Raw genomic sequence first — 18,004 nt, 5'->3', positions numbered from 1 at the left:
CAACGCAGCAAAGGAGTGTCCGTCATGGAAACGGCAATCTCGGCGGAGGGCCTGCGCAAGCGCTACGGCGACCACCAGGCGCTGAACGGCATCGACCTGGAGGTGCCCGCGGGCACGATCCTCGGCGTGCTCGGGCCCAACGGGGCGGGTAAGACCACCACCGTGCGCATCCTCGCGACCCTGCTCGACCCGGACGAGGGCCGCGCCACCGTCGCGGGCTACGACCTGGCCACCCAGGCCAAGCTGATCCGTGCCAACGTGGGCCTCACCGGCCAGTACGCGGCCGTCGACGAGCGGCTGACCGGCCGGGAGAACCTCCAGCTCATCGGCACCTTGCTGCGCCTGGGCCGCAAGGGCGCCCGGGCCCGTGCCGGCGAACTCCTGGAGAAGTTCGGCCTGGTGGACGCCGCCGACCGGATGGCCAAGACCTACTCGGGCGGCATGCGCCGGCGCCTCGACCTCGCCGCGAGCCTCGTGGCGAGCCCACCCGTGCTCTTCCTGGACGAGCCGACCACGGGGCTGGACCTCACCAGCCGGCTCGCCCTCTGGGAGATGATCAAGGAGCAGGTGGGCAACGGCGTGACCGTGTTGCTGACCACCCAGTACCTGGAGGAGGCCGACCAGCTCGCCGACCGGGTCGCGGTCATCGACAAGGGCGTGGTCATCGCCGACGGCACCCCCGACGAGCTCAAGCGCAAGGTCGGCGGTGAGCGGCTGGAGGTCTCGGTCGGCTCGGTCGCCGACCTGGCCGCCGCCACCCGGGTGCTGGCCGACGTGTCGCCGGGGGAGCCGGTCGTGGACCGCGAGAACCGCACCGTCTCGGTACCGCTGGCCGGCGGGGTGAACACCATCGCCGCCGCGGCCAACGGCCTGGAGCGGCTCGGCATCGAGCCCTCGGACTTCGCGGTCCGCCGCTCCTCCCTGGACGACGTCTTCCTGGCCCTGACCGGTCAGCGGGGCGACGAACAGGCACAACCGACCGATCAGAACGAGCAGTCCGAGCAGGCGAAGGAGATGCAGGCGGTATGACCGAGGTGATCAGCGACTCGTTCGCACTCGCGGGCCGTCAGATGCGGCACATCCGGCGGATGCCGGAGCAGCTGCTCGGCATCACCGTGATGCCCGTGGCCTTCGTCCTCGTCTTCGGGTACCTCTTCGGCAGCGCCATGCAGGTACCCGGCCAGGGCGGCTACAAGGAATACATCATGGCCGGCATCTTCGCCCAGGTCATGCTCGCCAACCTCACCACCACCGCCATCGGCGTGGTCGAGGACCTCAACAACGGCCTGGTGGACCGCTTCCGCGCGCTGCCCATCTCCCGCTCCTCGGTGCTCCTCGGCCGCACCACCGCCGATCTCGTCCTGGTCGGCTGGACCAGCGCCATCATGGCCCTGGTGGGCTATCTGATCGGCTGGCGGGCGCACAACGGCGTGCTGCAGACGCTGGCCGGCTTCGGGCTGCTGCTCCTGATGGGCTTCGCGATGTCGTGGGTGGGCGCCCTGGTGGGCCTGAGCCTGCGCAGCTCCGAGGCGGTCAGCGCGGTCTCCGGTGTCGTGATGATGCCGCTGGCCTTCCTCTCCAACGCCTTCGTGCCGCCGGAGGGACTGCCCGGCTGGATGCGCGTGATCGTGGAGTGGAACCCGGTCAGCGCGGTGGTCTCCGCCGCCCGCGACCTGTTCGGCAACGAGCGCGGCGCCTCCAGTGGTGCCTTCCCCTCCGAACACCCCGTCATCGCCGCCCTCGGGGTGCTGCTCGTACTGCTCGCCGTGGTGATCCCGCTGGCCGGCCGGGCCTACCAGCGGGCCGCGGCCAAGCGCTGAGACCCGTACGACGACGAGGCCCGGCTCCCACCACGGGGAACCGGGCCTCGGTCGTGTCCGGTGGCTCAGCGCCGCTGGCCGGCGCCGATCATCATGAACAGCACCCGCAGCACCAGCACCGAGCTGATCACCAGCAGGTTGTACCCGAAGAGCTCGAACAGCCCGAGCTGCTCGCTCAGCATCGGCCCCCCCTCGGTCCGCAGGAGCTGAACGCCCACGAGCCCGATCACCCCGCCGAGGAACGCGAGCAGCACCTCGTGGACGAGCGAGCGCAGGAACCGCCGGTCCTCCTGATCGGCGAACAGCCGCACCCCGACGGTGAGCTGTCCGCCCTCCACGGCCGCGCCGATCCGCTCGATGCGGCGCGGCAGCCGGCGCAGCATCGGCACGAGGCCCAGCAGTTCCTCGGTCACGGTGCGGCCCAACGCCTCCGGCTTGAGCTTGCGCAGGTGCTGGGTGACGGCGAAGGACCTCGCCTCGGTGACGATGTCGAAGCCCGGCACGAGGCGGTCCAGGGACCCCTCCATCGTGGCCAGCGCCCGGAACACGGCAGCTATCTCCGGGGGCACGCTGATCCCGTGCCGCGCGACGATCGCGAACAGGTCGGCGAACATCTCCCGGTCCGGTTTGATGCCGGGCGCGAAGTGCCGTGCCAGGAACTGCCCGAGCGCCCGCTCCAGCTTCCGCTCGTCTATGTGCTCCGGGTGCACCACCAGCGCCAGCAGCGAGTCCGACAGCCCGGCCGGATCGCCCCGGTGCAGGGCCAGCAGCATGCCGCTCAGGGTGCCCCGCAGCGAGCGGTCGATGCGGCCCACCGAGCCGAAGTCGAGCATGCCGAGCCGGCCGTCGTCGAGCAGCAGCAGATTGCCGGGGTGCGGGTCGGCATGGAAGACACCGCTGGTCATGATCTGTCCCAGCAGGCACTCCAGCATCGCGGTGGCCAGCGCCTGCCGGTCCAGGCCCCGTTCGTCCAGCAGCCGCGACACACTGTGCAGCGGAGTGCCCGCCATCCACTCGGTGACCAGGACCTGCTTGCCGGACAGGTCCTGATGGACCTCGGGCACCCGGATCACCGAGTCACCGCCGGCCGCCTCGATCGCCGCCGCCACGGACAGCGTGTTGCGGGCCTCGATGCGGAAGTCCAGCTCCTCCTGGATCGATACGGCGAACCCCTGGGCCAGCGCGAGCGCGCCCATGCTGCGCCCCCAGTCCGTGTGATGCTCCAGCCGGGCCGCGAACCGGTACAGGATGTCCAGGTCGTCCACGACGATCTCGCGCGCGCCGGGTCGCTGCACCTTCACCGCGACCTGCTTGCCGCACGCCAGCCGCGCCCGGTGCACCTGGGCGATCGACCCGGCGGCCACCGGCTTGGGGTCGAACTCGGCGAACACCTCGCCGGGCGGCGCCCCCAGTTCCTCGTGCAGCACTCGCTCGACGGCCTCCCACGGCTCCGGGGAGGCCTGGTCCTGGAGGGAGCTCAGCTCGTCGATGAACTCGGGCGGCAGCAGGTCGTACCGGGTGGACATCACCTGGCCCAGCTTGACGAAGGTGACCCCGGCCTCCTCCAGCGCCAGCCGCAGCGACGGGGCCAGCGCCGCGCGCTCGGCGTGCGCGTTCGGCCCGCGCCGGGAGCGACCGCTGAGGAAACGGCCGAGCCCGTGCCGGACGAAGATCCGGCTGAGCCGCCCGTACCGGCGCGTACGGGCGAAGCTGCGGCGCAGCGATCCGGGCAACCGCACGAGCCCGCGTACCGTGCCCGAGGGCACCAGCACCTCGGTGGCCGCCAGGAACAGCATGGCGACCACGAGTGACACCCCGATCTCGAGCGAGATCAGGGCGAAGGGCTGCACGTTCCGCAGCGGATAGCTGACCAGGGTTCCCGAGGCCAGCCCGACGATGCCCGTCAGCACCGCGCGTCCCTTGCCCAGGCGTACGCCGAGCAGCCGCCGGGCCCCGGAGGCGAGTCCGGCGACGAACACGGTCAGGGACAGCGCGGCCAGCAGGACGAGAACGGCCGTGTTCATCGATGGTGTCGGCGTCGCGCGGCGTACGAGAGGGTCACCAGCGCCAGCAGCGGCCCCCACAGCAGCAACGGTGCGTACATCCAGCCCATGACGGCCCGGTGCGTGCCCGTCAGATTGACCTCGTCGACGGTGTCCCAGAGCATCAGCTGGCTGACCGTCACCGCGGTCATGATCAGGGCGCCGAGCAGCGCCGCCGTCACGGCCGCCCCGGTACGCACCGGGCGCCCTCCGATGAACGGCAGCCGGCGCGGCGCGACCAGCCCCCAGTCACGGACCAGACCGAGCGTCAGCAGCGCCGCGCCCTCCTGGGCCAGCGAGATCAACGGAAGGATCAGATAGCCGGTGCCGGGCAGCCCGTAGTCGGTGCGCAGCACCGCCTCGCTGTACCCGACGGGAACGCCGACGGTCATGGCCAGGCGCCACAGGGTGGATGGCAACGCGATCAGCGGCACGGTATGGGCGGCCCACACCGCCCACCTCGGTGGCGGCGGCGTGGCAAGGGCCGCCGAATGGGCCGGGGTGCTGACATGTGTCGTCATGTCGTCAAGGCTGCCAATCTGATCGTAAGGTGCGCAACCGGACTCGGAATTCTATGGAACGAACCGGTCCATTTCTGTCCCACTGTCAGCTTGCTGCCACCTCGGCGAGAACCGGACAAGGGCGTTGATCCGCCGCTCGCCCGCTGCGAAATTGATTCGGCAAGCGACAAGGACGCCGGGATTTTTCCGGCCCGCCGAAAGTAATTCGCCATGATGGAGAAGGTTTACGAGGCCCCGGTTTTCGCCGCCACCGGCTCTTTCCATTCCGACACCGGAATGGGTCTCCCGGTCGGCAGTTGGGACTGGAACCACGTCCGCGGCTGGTTCTGATTTCCGGTTCTTCCCGCAGGAGCTGACCATGCCGGAACACGAGGCACCGTTCTTCTTCGTATTCCCCGACAACTACGGGGCCCGGCGCGTCTTCCACACCCGCACCGGCGGCACCCTCGTCGCCGGCGACCGGGCCGCCCAACTGGCCCGGCTGGCGGGCCTGCAACCCGACCCCACCGCCGTGGCGGTCCACCTCCTGGGCATGGCGCCCGCCCCGCTCGACCAGCGCCCCCTGTGGTCGGCCGTCACCGTCGTTCCCCCGGGTACGGCCCTGCTGACCCGCCCCGACGGCGTCCCTTCCCATCGGCGCTGGCACCGGCCCCCGGAGCCCGATACGCCCATGGACCGCGGAGCCGCAGCCGTCCGTGAGGCATTGCTGGACGCGGTGGACGTCCGTACCGCCCCCGGCGGGCTGATCAGCTCCGACCTCTCCGGCGGCCTCGACTCCACCACCGCGCTGGTCGCCTCCCGCCGCCGCGTCACCGTCCTCGCCGCCAGGATGGCCGCCCGCGGCTCCCGGCTCCACCTGACCGGAAACGGCAGGGACAACCTGTTCGTCGGCCTCCCGCACCACCTGCACGCACTCGTCGCCCGCCACCCGCTGCTCGCCCTGCGCCGCCTCGGCGGCTTCCGCGCGCTGCTCTCCTGGCCGCTGGCCCCCGTCGCCCGCCAGCTCGCCGACCGCCGCGGATACCGTGCGGCCCTGACCTGCCGGCTGGGCGGCAGCTGGCCCACGTGGTGCGTGGGAACGCTGATGAGCCCGCCGTTCAGCCCCCACGCGTGGGTGGAGGCCGAGGGCGGGCCCATCGGTGAGAAGGGTGGTCACGACCGGTGGGCGCGGCTCGTTTCGGTGGCCGCGCCCACTTCGGTCACTGGCAGCCGCGCTGCCAGTTCCAGCCGATGAACGTGTGGCGCAGCTGCACGTCGAAACGGCAGGTGGCGGATCCGTCCGCGTTCAGGTCGACGTACGAGTGGTGCGTGTTCGCATACCGGTCTCCGGAGGTGTCGAAGATCCCCTTGTAAGTGAAGTCGGCGTGCGCCTCGGTCCGCGAAACGCCGCAGTCGCTGGAACAGTCGGTGTTCTTCGTCGCGGACTTCAGCGACCAGCCGGCATTCCAGGGCTCGCGGTTCCACTGCTGCGTGACATCGGTGGCCGCCGTCGTGATCCGGTTGCCGTCCGTGGTCCACTGCGAGGTCGTGTACAGACCGGTCATGCGAATGTTGCAGCAGTCGAACATCTCGTTCCAGCTCTTGAACTGGCGCGTCGTGCCGCCCTCGTTCGCCCCGGCCATGGCCACGGCCACGGCCGGGGCGGCGGTGCTCTTCGAGGCCGCGCCGTTGTCCGCCGGTACGAGCTTGACCTCTCCGAGGACAGGACGACAGTCCGCGCCGATGGAGACCTGCTGCTGAACGGCCATCCCTGCCGGCGGCGCGGGCAGCTCCCCGGTCAGTCGCACCTCGCCGCAGTCCGCCCCGGCCTCCTGCGTTGCCGGAGCGGCCTGCCTTGCGGTGGTACCGGAGGCGGCAGTGGCGGTGGCCGCGGTCAGCGACAGCACACCGGCGGCGAGTACGGCGGCGAGCGTGATTCGGATACGCAATTCCCCAAGCCTTCCCTCGTGAGTTTCCGCAACGGAGCGTAGGCGGTGGTCGTTCCCGGCCGGACGGGCCGTCAGAACCTTGGCAGGAAGCTGACAATTGCCCTGGTCGGACGGTGCGCGCACGGCCGCGGGGTTCTAGATGAGGCTCCGGTCGTCGTTGCGGGAGCCGCCCGCGCCGGAAGGCCCGAACGTGCCCTCACCCGTGGCTGTCCCGCGTACCTCACCCGGGCCACCCGCCGTCGCCGGCAGGGTGTCCTTGTGCCCGGGCCACCAGGCGCGCTCGCCGAGCAGGCTGGTGAGCGTCGGCACCAGCAGCATCGCCATGACGAACGCGGACAGCAGGATGCCGAACGCGACGGCGAAGCCCATCTGCTGGAGCATGGAGTTCTCGGCCAGCGTCAGGACACCGAAGGTGCCGGACAGGATGATCGCGGCGGCGCTGATGGTCGGTACCGACGCGGAGACGGCGCGGCGGACTGCCTCGCGCGGGCTGCGCCCCTGCCCGATCTCCTCGCGCAGCCGGGCCACCATCAGGATGTTGTAGTCCGTGCCGATCGCCACCACGAAGAGGTAGACGATCACCGGCAGGGTGAACAGCAGGCCCTTCTCGCCCGCGCCGTTCTGGAAGACCCAGACCGTCGCGCCGAGCGTGGCGGCGAAGCCGAGGGCGACCGACGCCATCAGGTACAATGGGGCGACCATGCTGCGCAGCAGCAGCCCCAGGATGAGCATGATGGCGAGTCCGGCGGCGGGGAAGACCACCTTGTAGTCGTGCCTGACGGCCGTGCTGATGTCGCCGAGCACCGCCGAGGTGCCGCCGACCAGGGCCCGCGTGCCCTCGGGCGCGGCCCGGTGGGCGGCGTCCCGCAGCGGCCCGGAGACCAGGTCGAGAGCCTTGTCCTCGGTGGGCCGGTAGTTCAGGACCACGCTGTACTGGGCGATGCCGCCGTTCGCACCGGCCAGGGCGGGGGAGACCCGGCCGACGCCCTCGATCTTCAGGGCCGCGCCGAACGCCTCCAGCTGGGCCTGGTCCAAGGCGGTTCCGTCGCGCTTCTCCAGGTAGACCGAGGTCGGGTCGGACTGCCCGGCCGAGAAGCCGCGCTGGAGGTCCTTCATCGCGGTCACGGACTCGAGGTCCTGCGGCAGCGAGCTGTCGGCGTCGAACTGGGGCTGGAAGCCGAGCACTCCGACGGCGAGCACCGCGAGCACCGCGGAGGTGATCCCCGCGATGGTGCCCGGACGCTGGGCGGTGGCAGCGCCGATCCTGGAGGCCAGGGCGTTCTCCGGCTCCTTCTTCCAGGCCTTCGACGGCCAGAACGCCTTCGCGCCGAGCAGCGAGAAGACCGCCGGCACCAGGGTCAGTCCGGCCAGGAGCGCCACCGCCACCGCGATCGCGAGTGAGGGGCCCATGGCCCGGAGCATGCCCATCGTGGACAACAGCAGCGCCAGGAAGGCGACGATGACCGCACCGGCCGCGGAGGCGATGGTCTCGCCCACCAGCGCGACGGAGCTGATCATGGCCTGCTTGGGGTGCTGGCCGCCGCGCAGCTGCTCGCGGTAGCGGAAGAGCAGGAAGAGGATGTAGTCGGTGCCGACGCCGAAGAGGACCACGATCAGGATCGCGGTGATGGAGCCGTCCGCCTTCAGCCCCCCGAGCTCGGCGGCGGTCGAGATCAGTCCGGTGGCCACCGTGAACGCCAGGCCGATGATGACGACCGGCAGGACCGCGATGAGCGGGCTGCGGAAGATGATCAGCAGCAGGACCACGATGAGGAGCAGCGTGGCCGACATGATCATGGCGTCGGTGTCGCCGGAGGCCTTCTGGGCGTCCACCGCGCTTGCCGCCGGACCCGTGACGCCCACGGTGAGATCCGTGCCCGCGAGGAGGGACTTGGCTTCCTCGCGCAGCTTCGTGACGGACTCCCCGAGCTCGGGGTCGTACGGATCCTTGACGGTGGCGATGACCTGCGCGAGGGCGATCTCGCCGTTCGGGGAGACCGCCTCCGGGCTGCTCTCCACTCGCTTGACTTTCGCCAGGCCCTTGTCCTGCAGTCCGGCGGCGACCTTGGTGACGGCCGCCTTGTCGGGCTCGGTCAGCGCCTTCTTGTCCGTCCGCTGGAAGACCGCGATGGCCGCCGGCTGTTCATTCCGGGGGAACGCTCGTTCCTGTGCCTTGGCCGCCTGGACGGACTCGTAATGGGAGGGCAGGAATTCGACCTGGTCGCTGGTCGACTTCAGCTGCGGGGCGAGTACGGCCAAGGCCACCGCCGCTATCAGCCAGGCCGAGATGGTTACCCAGGGCCGGAGGACGACGAAGCGTCCGATCCGTCCGAACATGATGCTCCTTCACAAGCGTTCTAGGCAGGGGAATGTCCAGGGGAGCCTAGGCAGCAGCGGGAATTTCCAACCTCGGGATTGTCCGGTTGCTGTCACTGCCACGCCGGATCCTCCGCGGGTCGCGCCAGGGGCGCATGTCGGACCCACTCCCGAAGGTCTGGCAGGAAGCTGACAAACCCCTGTTCAAGCGGTGCGGGCGGGTCGTAGTGGCACCTTTATGTCAGCCCTGTTGTCAGGGGATCGGCGCCCGATGACGCTGTCGAACACACATATGTGAAATCAATGTTCGTCTGTGTTGTGGAGGGGCCCATGGGCACTGGATATACGTACGGGACCGGGACGGCTGTGTCGCCCGGTATTCCTGCTGCCGGACTTCTCCAGCGACTGGCCCTGGACGAGCCCGAGTTCGAGACCAGAATGCGGGAATCCCTCGCCCGCGCCGAAAAATGGCTCCAGGCCACCGCCCACGAATCCCTCGATCCCAGGGTCGCCGCGATCACCGGCCACCTCGCCGACGCGGGCGGCAAGCGCCTGCGCCCCCTGCTGGTCCTGCTCGGCGCGGAGTTCGGCGACCCCTGGGCCCACGGCGTCACGCAGGCCGCGGCCATCGCCGAACTCGTCCACATCGCCTCGCTCTACCACGACGACGTGATGGACGGCGCCGCCACCCGGCACGGCGTCCCCAGCGTGCACGCCCGCTGGGGCGAGCGCGCCGCCGTCCTCGGCGGGGACTGGCTGCTCGCCCGCGCCGCCCAGCTCGCCGCCGAACTCGGCCCCGCCGCCGTGCACCTCAACGCGCAGGCCGCGGGACGACTGGTCGCCGGCCAGCTGCGCGAACTGGCCGGGCCCGCCCCCGACGAGGACCCCGTCACCCACTACTTCCACGTGGCCGCCGGCAAGACCGCGGCCCTGCTCGCGATGTCCCTGGGCATCGGCGCCGTCCAAGCCGCCGCCCCGGCCCCCGTGGCCGCCGCCCTCACCGAATGCGGCGAACAGCTCGGCATCGCCTTCCAGATAGCCGACGACCTGCTGGACCTGACCTCCCCGGCCGAACTCACCGGCAAGGAACGCGGCAAGGACCTGCTGGCCGGCGTGCAGAGCCTGCCCGTGCTGCTCGCCCGCGAGGGCGACGCCCCCGCCGAGGCGGGCCTGCGCGACCTGCTCGACGCCGGCCCCGTCCCGGCCGCCGCGCTGCCGCGCGCCCTCGAACTGTTCGAGCGCTCCCAGGCCCTCGCCGAGACCGAGGCCGTGATGCACCGCCGGCTCGACCGCGCCCGTACCGCACTGGCGGGGCTGCCCGACCTGCCCGCCCGGCGCGCCCTGCTCGCCCTCTGCGACTACGTCGCCCTCCGCACCAGCTGAGCCGCAAAGGAGCCGCTGCCCATGACCATGGCCGAACGGGTCGCCGAACTCGTCCGCATCCGCCGGGAAGTACTCGACGGCGTCCCGGCCACCACCGAGGCGCAGCACGCCAAGGGCAAGCTGACCGCCCGTGAGCGGATCGCCCTCCTCCTCGACGAAGGTTCCTTCCACGAGGTGGAGCAACTGCGCCGGCACCGGGCCTCGGGATTCGGCCTGGAGCACAAGCGGCCGCACACCGACGGTGTGGTCACCGGCTGGGGCACGGTGGAGGGCCGGACGGTCTTCGTGTACGCACACGATTTCCGGATCTTCGGTGGCGCTTTGGGCGAGGCCCATGCCACGAAGATCCACAAGATCATGGACATGGCCATCGCGGCCGGTGCCCCGCTGGTCTCCCTCAACGACGGTGCGGGTGCCCGTATCCAGGAGGGCGTCTCCGCGCTCGCCGGTTACGGCGGGATCTTCCAGCGCAACACGAAGGCCTCGGGTGTCATCCCGCAGATCAGCGTGATGCTCGGCCCGTGCGCGGGTGGCGCGGCGTACTCGCCGGCGTTGACGGACTTCGTGTTCATGGTCCGTGAGACCTCGCAGATGTTCATCACCGGCCCGGACGTGGTCCGTGCGGTGACCGGCGAGGAGATCACCCAGAACGGCCTGGGCGGCGCCGACGTGCACGCCGAGACCTCGGGTGTCGCGCACTTCGCGTACGACGACGAGGAGACCTGCATCTCCGAGGTCCGCTACCTCATCACGATGCTCCCCTCCAACAACCGCGCCGCCCCGCCCGCCGCGCCGTGCGACGACCCGGTCGACCGCCGCTGCGAGCGCCTGCTCGACCTGGTCCCGCGCGACGGCAACCGTCCGTACGACATGCGCGAGGTCATCGGCGAGATCGTCGACGACGGCGAGCACATGGAGGTCCACGAGCGGTGGGCCACCAACGTCATCACCACCCTCGCCCGGCTCGGCGGCCAGGTGGTCGGCATCGTTGCCAGCCAGCCCCAGTCGCTGGCCGGTGTCCTCGACATCCACTCCGCGGAGAAGGCCGCGCGCTTCGTCCAACTCTGCGACGCGTTCTCCATACCGCTCGTCACGCTCGTCGACGTCCCCGGCTTCCTGCCGGGCGTGGACCAGGAGCACGGCGGCATCATCCGGCACGGCGCGAAGCTGCTGTACGCGTACTGCAACGCCACCGTCCCGCGGATCTCGCTGATCCTGCGCAAGGCCTACGGCGGCGCGTACATCGTCATGGACTCCCAGTCCATCGGCGCCGACATCACCTACGCCTGGCCCACCAACGAGATCGCCGTCATGGGCGCCGAAGGCGCCGCCAACGTCGTCTTCCGCCGGCAGATCGCCCAGGCCGACGACCCCGAGGCCACCCGGCAGCAGCTCGTCAAGGAGTACAAGGCCGAGCTGATGCACCCCTATTACGCGGCCGAGCGCGGCCTCGTCGACGACGTCATCGACCCCGCCGACACACGGGCCACCCTCGTCGCCGCACTCGTCATGTTGCGCACCAAGCACGCTGCGACACCCGCGCGCAAGCACGGCAACCCCCCGATGTGAGGAGTGATGGCCATGTTCGGCACATCCGTACCCGCTCTCGAAGGACCCCTGGCGCCGACCCTTTTCAAGATCATCAAAGGTAGTCCCACCCAGGAGCAACTGGCAGCCGTCGCGACCCTCCTGACCGTCCTCGCGGCGCTCCCCGACGCCCGCCCGGAGGCGCCCGCCGAGCCCGGGCCGGCCGCCCGGTGGGACCGGAGCGAGATCCTCCCGCCCGCCTCCTGGGCGGCGGTCCGCCCCTGACCAGGCACCCCGCGCCGACGTCCTGACCAGCGGCTTCCGCCGGCCCCCGGCTGGCAGCTTGCTGCCGTCCGCGTTGTGGACCCGGTCGGCGGCCTGTAACTCAGAGCGAAGGCGGCACGTCCGCCGTTCTGGCAAGACCGCGGTGCAATCGAGGAGGGCAGCCGTGCTTCAGGTGGAGTTCCGGATCCTGGGGCCACTGGACATCAGCGTCGACGGGCGACCCGTCGCCCTGCAAGGCGCCCGCCAGCGCACCATCATGTCCATGCTGCTGCTCGCGCCGGGCAGGGTGGTCTCCGTCGACACCCTCGCCGACGCCGTCTGGCAGGGAAACCCTCCCGCCACGGCCCGCAACCAGATCGCCATCTGCGTATCGGGCCTGCGCAAGACCCTCAGGGCCGCGGTCGGCCTCGACGACCTCCTCGTCACCAGCCACCCCGGCTACATGCTCCACGCCGGCGAGCACCGCATCGACGCCGTCGAGTTCGAGGAGCGGGCCTCCGAAGGACGCGAGGCGGCCCGCCGAGGCCGCACCGAGGAAGCCCGCGCGCACTTCGAGGAAGCCCTCGCGATGTGGCGCGGCCCCGCCCTCGCCGGAGTCTTCGCCGAACGCGTCGAAGCCGAGGCCGAGCGCCTGACCGGGCTCCGCCTCGACGTGTACGAACAGCTCACCTCCCTGCGCCTGGACCTCGGCCAGCACCGCGAACTGATCGGGGAGCTCACCGGCTTCGTACGCACCAACCCGATGCGCGAACAGGCCCTCGCCCAGCTGATGCTGGCCCACTACCGCTCCGGCCGCCGAGCCGAGGCCCTGGAGACCTACCGAGACGGGGCGCGCCTGCTCGCCGACGAACTCGGCATCGACCCCGGCCCCGCCGTCCAGGAGCTGCACGAGGACATCCTCGCCGACTCCCCGAAGCTCACCCTGCCCACCAGCGCGCCCCTCCCGGCGGGCCCCGCCATCACCGTGCCCGCCCACCTTCCCCCGGCCCCGGCCTCCTTCACCGGCCGCAACCAGGAACTCGCCACCCTCGACCGGCTGCTGGACCAGCTCACCGGCTCCGCCCTGCCCGTCGGCTCCATCACCGGAACCGGCGGCGTCGGCAAGACCGCGCTCGCCGTCCACTGGTCCCACCAGATCGCCGCCCGCTTCCCCGACGGACAGCTCTTCGCCGACCTGCGCGGCTACGACGAGGAGGAACCCCGCAGGCCCAGTGCCGTACTCGACCGCTTCCTGCGCGCCCTCGGCGTACCCGGACCCCAGATCCCCGCCGACGAGGTGGAACGAACCGCGCTCTTCCGAAGTGTCCTGGACGGCCGCCGGGTCCTGATCGTCCTGGACAACGCCCGTTCCTTCCAGCAGATCCGGCCCCTGCTGCCCGGTACGTCCGGCTGCTGCGTGCTGGTCACCAGCCGCGACAGCATGAGCAGCCGGCTCGCCGGTGACTACGCCCTCGTACCGCTGAACCTCGGCTCCCTCGAAACGGACGAGTCGATCACCCTGCTCTCCCGGGTGGCCGGCGACGACCGGCTGTCCGGCGACCCCGTGGGCGCCGCCCGCCTCAGCGAACTGTGCGACCGGCTGCCCCTCGCGCTGCGCATCGCGGCCGCCCGGCTCGCCGCGAAGCCGCACTGGACCGTCCGCACCCTCGTATCGCGCCTGGAGGACCAGCACCGCCGACTCGACGAACTGAGCCTGGACGCCCGGGGGGTGCGCGCCGGCCTCCGGCTGAGCTACCGCGACCTGCCGCCCGACACCGCCCGCATGTTCCGGCTGCTCGGATCGCTGAACGTCACCGAGTTCTCCGCCTGGGCGGGCGCCGCCCTCCTCGACGTCGACCCGGTCGACGCCGAGGACCTCATCGAGCAGCTCGTCGACGCACAGCTCCTCGAACCCCTCAGGGCCAGCGCCGGACACGTCCGCTACCGATTCCAAGACCTTCTCCGCCTCTTCGCTCGCGAATGCGCGCTTGCCGAGGACGGAGAAGGAGAACTGAAGGCCGCCCTGAGGCGTGCCTGCGCGGTGTGGCTGGGTCTTGCCAAGGAGGCCCACCGGAGGGTCTACGGCGGTGACTACACCGTCGTCCCCGGCTCCGCGCCCCACCGCGAACTCCCCTCCCACCTGGTCGAATCCCTCGTGGAGAATCCCATGGAGTGGTTCGAGGCCGAGCGCTCCTCCATCACGGGCCTCGTACAGCAGGCGGCCCGCGGGGACGAGTCCGGGTACGCCTGGGACCTGGCCATGACCAGCGTCACCCTCTTCCAGAACCGCAACTACCTGGAGGACTGGAGGGAATGCGGCGAAGCGGCCCTGGCCGCCACCCGCCGCACCGGCGACCGGCTGGGCGAAGCGGCGATGCTGCAGTCGCTCGGCACCCTGGAGATCATCCAGTACGAGCACGACACTGCGTACGAGCGCCTCGGTCTGGCCCTGCGCCTGTTCGAGGAGCAGGGCCAGGACCAAGGGCGGGCCCTGGTTCTCCGGAACCTGGCGATGTGCGAGCGCCATCGTGGAGACACGGATCGGGCGGTGGAGACGGGTCGGCGCTCGCTGGAGATCTTCCGCGCGGTCGGTGACCCCTACGCCGAGGCACATGTACTGGGCCTGCTGGCGCAGATCGAACTGGAACGGGGGGACGCTCAGGCGAGCCTGATGCTGTCGTCGGAGGCGGTGGCCAGGAGCCGAGGGCTCGGGACCGTACGGGGCGAGGCGCAGAGCACGCTCAGGCTCGCGCAGGCACTCATTCACCAGGGCGACGGGGTGCGCGCCGAGGAAGCCGGCCGGCGTGCGCTGGAGCTGGTGCTCAGCAGCGGTGACCGCCGTGGCGAGACGCACGTGTTGCGTACGCTGGGGGCGGCGCTGTGGCGCCAGGGGAAGCTCGAGGAGGCCGAGTCGGTCGCACGCAGTGCCGTGCAGGCCGCGGAGCAGGTGGCGGACGTCTATCTCCGGGCGAGGGCGGCCGTGGTCCTCGGAAGTGTGCAGGCGCTGCGCTCGGACCGGAGCGGCGCCGCGAGTACGTTCAAGAGTGCGGCGGACCTCTTCACCGAGGTCGGGGCACAGGATTGGCGGGAGCGGGTGGAGCAGCTCCTGGTGGTGCTCGCGGAAGGCGAACCGGCCGACCTGCATGCGCTGTTCGCGCTCCAGCCCTGACGGCGGCCCCCTGGGGGACCCGGTTCACACCCACGGGTCGTCCGTCGTGCCGACCGTGGCGGAGGCCTTCCACGGGTCGTCCGTGTTGGCGACGGTGGCGGAGGCCTTCCACGGGTCGTCCCGGAGCAGGCCGTCGGCGCGGACCGACCACGGGTCGTCGGCGGTCGGGCCGGCCGCCGACGCGATGTCGCCGAATGGCGTCACACCCTGCTGCACCGCGACTCCTCCGACCGCCGTGAGGAGCAAGGCCGCCGTCGCCATCAGCTTGCCCACCGGAGCGGTCGTCGCGGTCTGAGCGGTCTTGCGAGCGGAGAGGATGATGCGGTTCATGGTGTCCTCCAGGACCTTCGCTGTCCGCTGTGGGCCGGTGCCCTGCGGTACGCCATGAACGCTACGGAGCCCCCGTTTTCGTGCGCTTTCAAATCCCTTTCGGATCCCTGAAATCGATCCGACAGCGAGCTAAAACAGCAGGTCAATAGCGTTTTACGCGAGTTGTCCCGCGAGCAGACGCGGGCTCGCGAACGGTGGGGGACCTCCATGGACTTCAAGATCCTCGGGCCCGTGTCGGCCCGGCTTGACGGCCGCCCGGTCGCCCTCGACGGCTCCAAGCAGCGCACCGCGCTCGCCGCCCTGCTCCTCGCTCACGGCCAGGTCATCACCGACGAGCGGCTGACCACTCTGCTCTGGGGCTGGGAGCCGCCCGCCACCAGCACCAACCAGCTCTACACGTACGTCTCGCGGCTGCGCACCCGCCTGGGGCCCGGCCACGGCCTGGAACGCTGCGGCGCCGGATACCGCATGGACATCACCTCCGCCGCCCTGGACTGGGACCGCTTCCGCGCACTCGCCGAGACCGGCCGCGCCGACCTCCTCGCCGGCCGCTACGCCGAAGCCGAACGCCGGCTCGCCGAGGCGCTCGCCCTGTGGAGCGGCCCCGCTCTCAGCGACGTCACCGAGCAGCTCGCAGCCGCCGAGGGACCGCGCATGACCGAGGCGCACCTCGCGGCGACCGAACACCACACCGAGGCCGCCCTCGCCCTGGGCCGGCACGACGAGCTCGTCCCGGGCCTCACCCGGCAGGTCACCCGACACCCCGTACGCGAACGCCTGCGCGGCCAGCTGATGACCGCCCTCTACCGCTCCGGCCGGCAGGCCGACGCCCTCTCCCTGTACGAGGACGGCCGCCGCATCCTGGCCGACGAGTTGGGCATCGACCCGAGCCCCGGACTACGCGCCCTCCACCACCAAATCCTCACCACCACCCTCCCCCCACCCCCCACCACACCGCCCCCCACCACACCGCCCCCGCCCGCACCGCCGGTCGCGGTACCGCCCTCCGCCGTACCGGTTTCTGCGGTACCGGCCTCGCCCGCGCGGCCTGTCGCTGTGCTGGCTTCCGCCGTACCGGCTCCTGCGGTACCGGCTCCTGCCGCGCCGCCCCTCGCCGTACCGGTCCCTGCCGTATCGGCGCCCGCCGTACCGGCCTTCGATGGACTGGCGCCCGACGCACTGGCCTCCGCCGCACCGGCGCCCGCCGGACCCGCGCCCGCCGGACCCGCGCCCGCCCGCCTGGTTCCGGCCCTGTTGCCGGCTGCGCCCGGCGACTTCACGGGCCGGGAGGCCGAGATCCGCGAGGTGCTCGACGCCCTGAGCGGCCACCAGGACGTGGCCGTCACCGGAGCACCCGGCACCGGGAAGTCCGCCCTCGCCCTCCGAGCCGCCGAACAGCTCCGCCCTGCCTTCCCCGACGGCCAGCTCTACGCCGACCTCCGCACCCCCAACGGCATGCCGCGCAGCCCCCGGCAGGTCCTCGGCTGGTTCCTCGAGGCCCTGGGGGCCGGGGCCGGGGCCGCCCCGGCCCAGCTGCCCGACGGGCTCGACGAGCGCGCCCAGCTCTACCGCACCCTCCTCGCCGACCGCCGCATGCTGATCGTCCTCGACAACGCGGCCGACGACACCCAGGTACGCCCCCTGCTGCCCGGCGGCGGATCCACCCGCACACTCGTCACCGGCATCCAGCCGGGCCTCGCCTCCCTGGAGGGCACTCGCCTGGTACGGCTGGGCCCGATGACCCCCGCCGAGGCGACCCGCCTCCTCGCCCGGATCGCCGGCCCCGACCGACTGGCCGCAGACCCCGAAGCGGTCGCCCGCATCGCCGAGTACTGCGACCGCCTCCCGCTCGCCCTGCGCATCGCCGCGGCCCGGCTCGCCGACCGCCCCGACCGACCGCCCGCCCGACTCGCCGCACGACTCGCGGCCGAGGACCGCCGGCTGGACGAACTGCGCATCGGCAGCCTCGACGTCACCACCGGGTTGCGGCACGCCCTGAACGCCCTCGACCCGTACACCGCCACGGCGTTCGCCGCCCTCACGGCCACGGACCTGCCGTTCCTCTCGCCCCCGGACGCGGCGGCCCTTCTCGACCTGCCGCTCCACGAGGCCGAGGACGTCCTGGACCGGCTGGCCGACGCACGCCTCCTCGAACCCCGGCCCACCGGCGACGACCTCGTCCCGCGCTACCGCCTGATGCCGCTGGTCCGACTGTTCGCCCGGACCCGCGTCCTCACGGCCTGAGGCCCCGTTCCCCGGCGGCCCCCGTTCCCCGCGGCCCGCTTCCCCCGCGGCCTGGTGGCCCCCGCCACCAGGCCGCTCTCCCCTGCCCGCTCATCCGCAGCCGCCCGCGTGCCCCTCGTCCAGCCCGTAGGTGGCGATGTACCCGTTGTCCACGGTGCCCTGCGTGGCCAGTTCGTTCAAGGCGTCGACGTAGTCCGCGAGGAGTTCGGCCCAAGGCGTTCCACTGTCGCGCAGCAGGAGTTCCTGATCCACCGCCGCACTGCGCTCGATCTCGGTCAGAATTTCCAGGGGGTGCCGGACCTGAGACTGCTCGAACATCATTCCTCCTATTGGTGTCGGGCCCGTTCAGGTCCCGCACCAACAGATTCGGCTCACCCCCTGTACGCGTTCTCCGTTCCATCTGGACCACCCGATACAGACGTCCCGAACATTCCGTACAGACCCGGCCGCGACCCTTCTC

15 protein-coding genes are annotated in these 18,004 nt (G+C 71.4%); 9 read left to right on the top strand and 6 right to left on the bottom strand.

Annotated features, from left to right (window positions below):
• The first annotated feature begins 24 nt into the window (after nucleotides 1-24).
• Nucleotides 25-1,029 (top strand): ATP-binding cassette domain-containing protein, encoded by a 1,005-nt coding sequence (locus OG490_RS37565; RefSeq protein WP_330301224.1) that lies wholly within the window; start codon nucleotides 25-27, stop codon nucleotides 1,027-1,029.
• Nucleotides 1,026-1,820 (top strand): ABC transporter permease, encoded by a 795-nt coding sequence (locus tag OG490_RS37560; protein ID WP_330301223.1) that lies wholly within the window; start codon nucleotides 1,026-1,028, stop codon nucleotides 1,818-1,820. Before OG490_RS37565 ends, OG490_RS37560 begins: the two co-directional genes overlap by 4 nt.
• Nucleotides 1,821-1,885: 65 nt before the next feature.
• Here the strand turns inward: OG490_RS37560 and OG490_RS37555 are convergent, their stop codons facing one another.
• The gene (locus OG490_RS37555) at nucleotides 1,886-3,844 is read right to left on the bottom strand and encodes an ABC1 kinase family protein (RefSeq protein WP_330301222.1); all 1,959 of its coding nucleotides are present in this window, start codon (nucleotides 3,842-3,844) and stop codon (nucleotides 1,886-1,888) included.
• The gene (locus OG490_RS37550) at nucleotides 3,841-4,383 is read right to left on the bottom strand and encodes a hypothetical protein (RefSeq protein WP_330301221.1); all 543 of its coding nucleotides are present in this window, start codon (nucleotides 4,381-4,383) and stop codon (nucleotides 3,841-3,843) included. The genes OG490_RS37555 and OG490_RS37550 overlap by 4 nt, the downstream gene beginning before the upstream one ends.
• Before the next feature lie 210 nt (nucleotides 4,384-4,593).
• On the opposite strand from OG490_RS37550, the gene OG490_RS39355 reads away from it, so the two are divergent.
• Together OG490_RS39355 and OG490_RS37545 are read left to right on the top strand one after the other, a co-directional pair.
• Entirely contained in the window at nucleotides 4,594-4,713 is a 120-nt protein-coding gene (locus OG490_RS39355; protein WP_443066017.1) for a keywimysin-related RiPP, read from the top strand.
• A 28-nt stretch (nucleotides 4,714-4,741) separates the two neighbouring features.
• The gene (locus OG490_RS37545; protein ID WP_330301220.1) at nucleotides 4,742-5,617 is read left to right on the top strand and encodes a lasso peptide biosynthesis B2 protein; all 876 of its coding nucleotides are present in this window, start codon (nucleotides 4,742-4,744) and stop codon (nucleotides 5,615-5,617) included.
• Here the strand turns inward: OG490_RS37545 and OG490_RS37540 are convergent.
• Both OG490_RS37540 and OG490_RS37535 read right to left on the bottom strand, forming a co-directional pair.
• A complete protein-coding gene (locus tag OG490_RS37540; protein ID WP_330301219.1) occupies nucleotides 5,583-6,311 on the bottom strand; it encodes a hypothetical protein in 729 nt (242 codons plus the stop codon). The genes OG490_RS37545 and OG490_RS37540 overlap by 35 nt on opposite strands.
• 135 nt (nucleotides 6,312-6,446) lie before the next feature.
• On the bottom strand, nucleotides 6,447-8,648 hold the full coding sequence (locus tag OG490_RS37535) for an MMPL family transporter (protein ID WP_330301218.1): 2,202 nt from the start codon (nucleotides 8,646-8,648) through the stop codon (nucleotides 6,447-6,449).
• 309 nt (nucleotides 8,649-8,957) lie between these two features.
• Here OG490_RS37535 and OG490_RS37530 point away from each other — a divergent pair, with 309 nt between their 5' ends.
• From OG490_RS37530 to OG490_RS37515, 4 genes are all read left to right on the top strand, one after another.
• Entirely contained in the window at nucleotides 8,958-10,010 is a 1,053-nt protein-coding gene (locus OG490_RS37530; RefSeq protein ID WP_330301217.1) for a polyprenyl synthetase family protein, read from the top strand.
• A gap of 27 nt (nucleotides 10,011-10,037) precedes the next feature.
• Nucleotides 10,038-11,579, top strand: a complete 1,542-nt coding sequence (locus OG490_RS37525) for an acyl-CoA carboxylase subunit beta (RefSeq protein ID WP_330301501.1) — start codon at nucleotides 10,038-10,040, stop codon at nucleotides 11,577-11,579.
• 12 nt (nucleotides 11,580-11,591) lie between these two features.
• Nucleotides 11,592-11,822 carry an acyl-CoA carboxylase subunit epsilon gene (locus OG490_RS37520; protein ID WP_330301216.1) on the top strand — a complete coding sequence of 77 codons (231 nt, stop codon included), beginning with the start codon at nucleotides 11,592-11,594 and terminating at the stop codon, nucleotides 11,820-11,822.
• 163 nt (nucleotides 11,823-11,985) lie between these two features.
• The gene (locus OG490_RS37515; RefSeq protein ID WP_330301215.1) at nucleotides 11,986-14,970 is read left to right on the top strand and encodes an AfsR/SARP family transcriptional regulator; all 2,985 of its coding nucleotides are present in this window, start codon (nucleotides 11,986-11,988) and stop codon (nucleotides 14,968-14,970) included.
• Between the two features lie 24 nt (nucleotides 14,971-14,994).
• On the opposite strand, the gene OG490_RS37510 is transcribed toward OG490_RS37515, so the two are convergent.
• Nucleotides 14,995-15,300: a hypothetical protein gene (locus OG490_RS37510; RefSeq protein ID WP_330301214.1), complete on the bottom strand. Its 306-nt coding sequence runs from the start codon at nucleotides 15,298-15,300 to the stop codon at nucleotides 14,995-14,997.
• 207 nt (nucleotides 15,301-15,507) lie between these two features.
• Here OG490_RS37510 and OG490_RS37505 point away from each other — a divergent pair, with 207 nt between their 5' ends.
• Nucleotides 15,508-17,544, top strand: a complete 2,037-nt coding sequence (locus tag OG490_RS37505) for an AfsR/SARP family transcriptional regulator (RefSeq protein WP_330301213.1) — start codon at nucleotides 15,508-15,510, stop codon at nucleotides 17,542-17,544.
• A gap of 90 nt (nucleotides 17,545-17,634) precedes the next feature.
• On the opposite strand, the gene OG490_RS37500 is transcribed toward OG490_RS37505, so the two are convergent.
• Nucleotides 17,635-17,862 carry a DUF6269 family protein gene (locus OG490_RS37500; protein WP_330301212.1) on the bottom strand — a complete coding sequence of 76 codons (228 nt, stop codon included), beginning with the start codon at nucleotides 17,860-17,862 and terminating at the stop codon, nucleotides 17,635-17,637.
• Between the last annotated feature and the right edge of the window lie 142 nt (nucleotides 17,863-18,004).

This window comes from Streptomyces sp. NBC_00503 (assembly GCF_036346895.1).
In the GTDB taxonomy this organism is placed as follows: domain Bacteria; phylum Actinomycetota; class Actinomycetes; order Streptomycetales; family Streptomycetaceae; genus Streptomyces.
The sequence above is the reverse complement of the archived record's forward strand: the minus strand, read 5'-3'. Positions and strand labels throughout refer to the sequence as shown.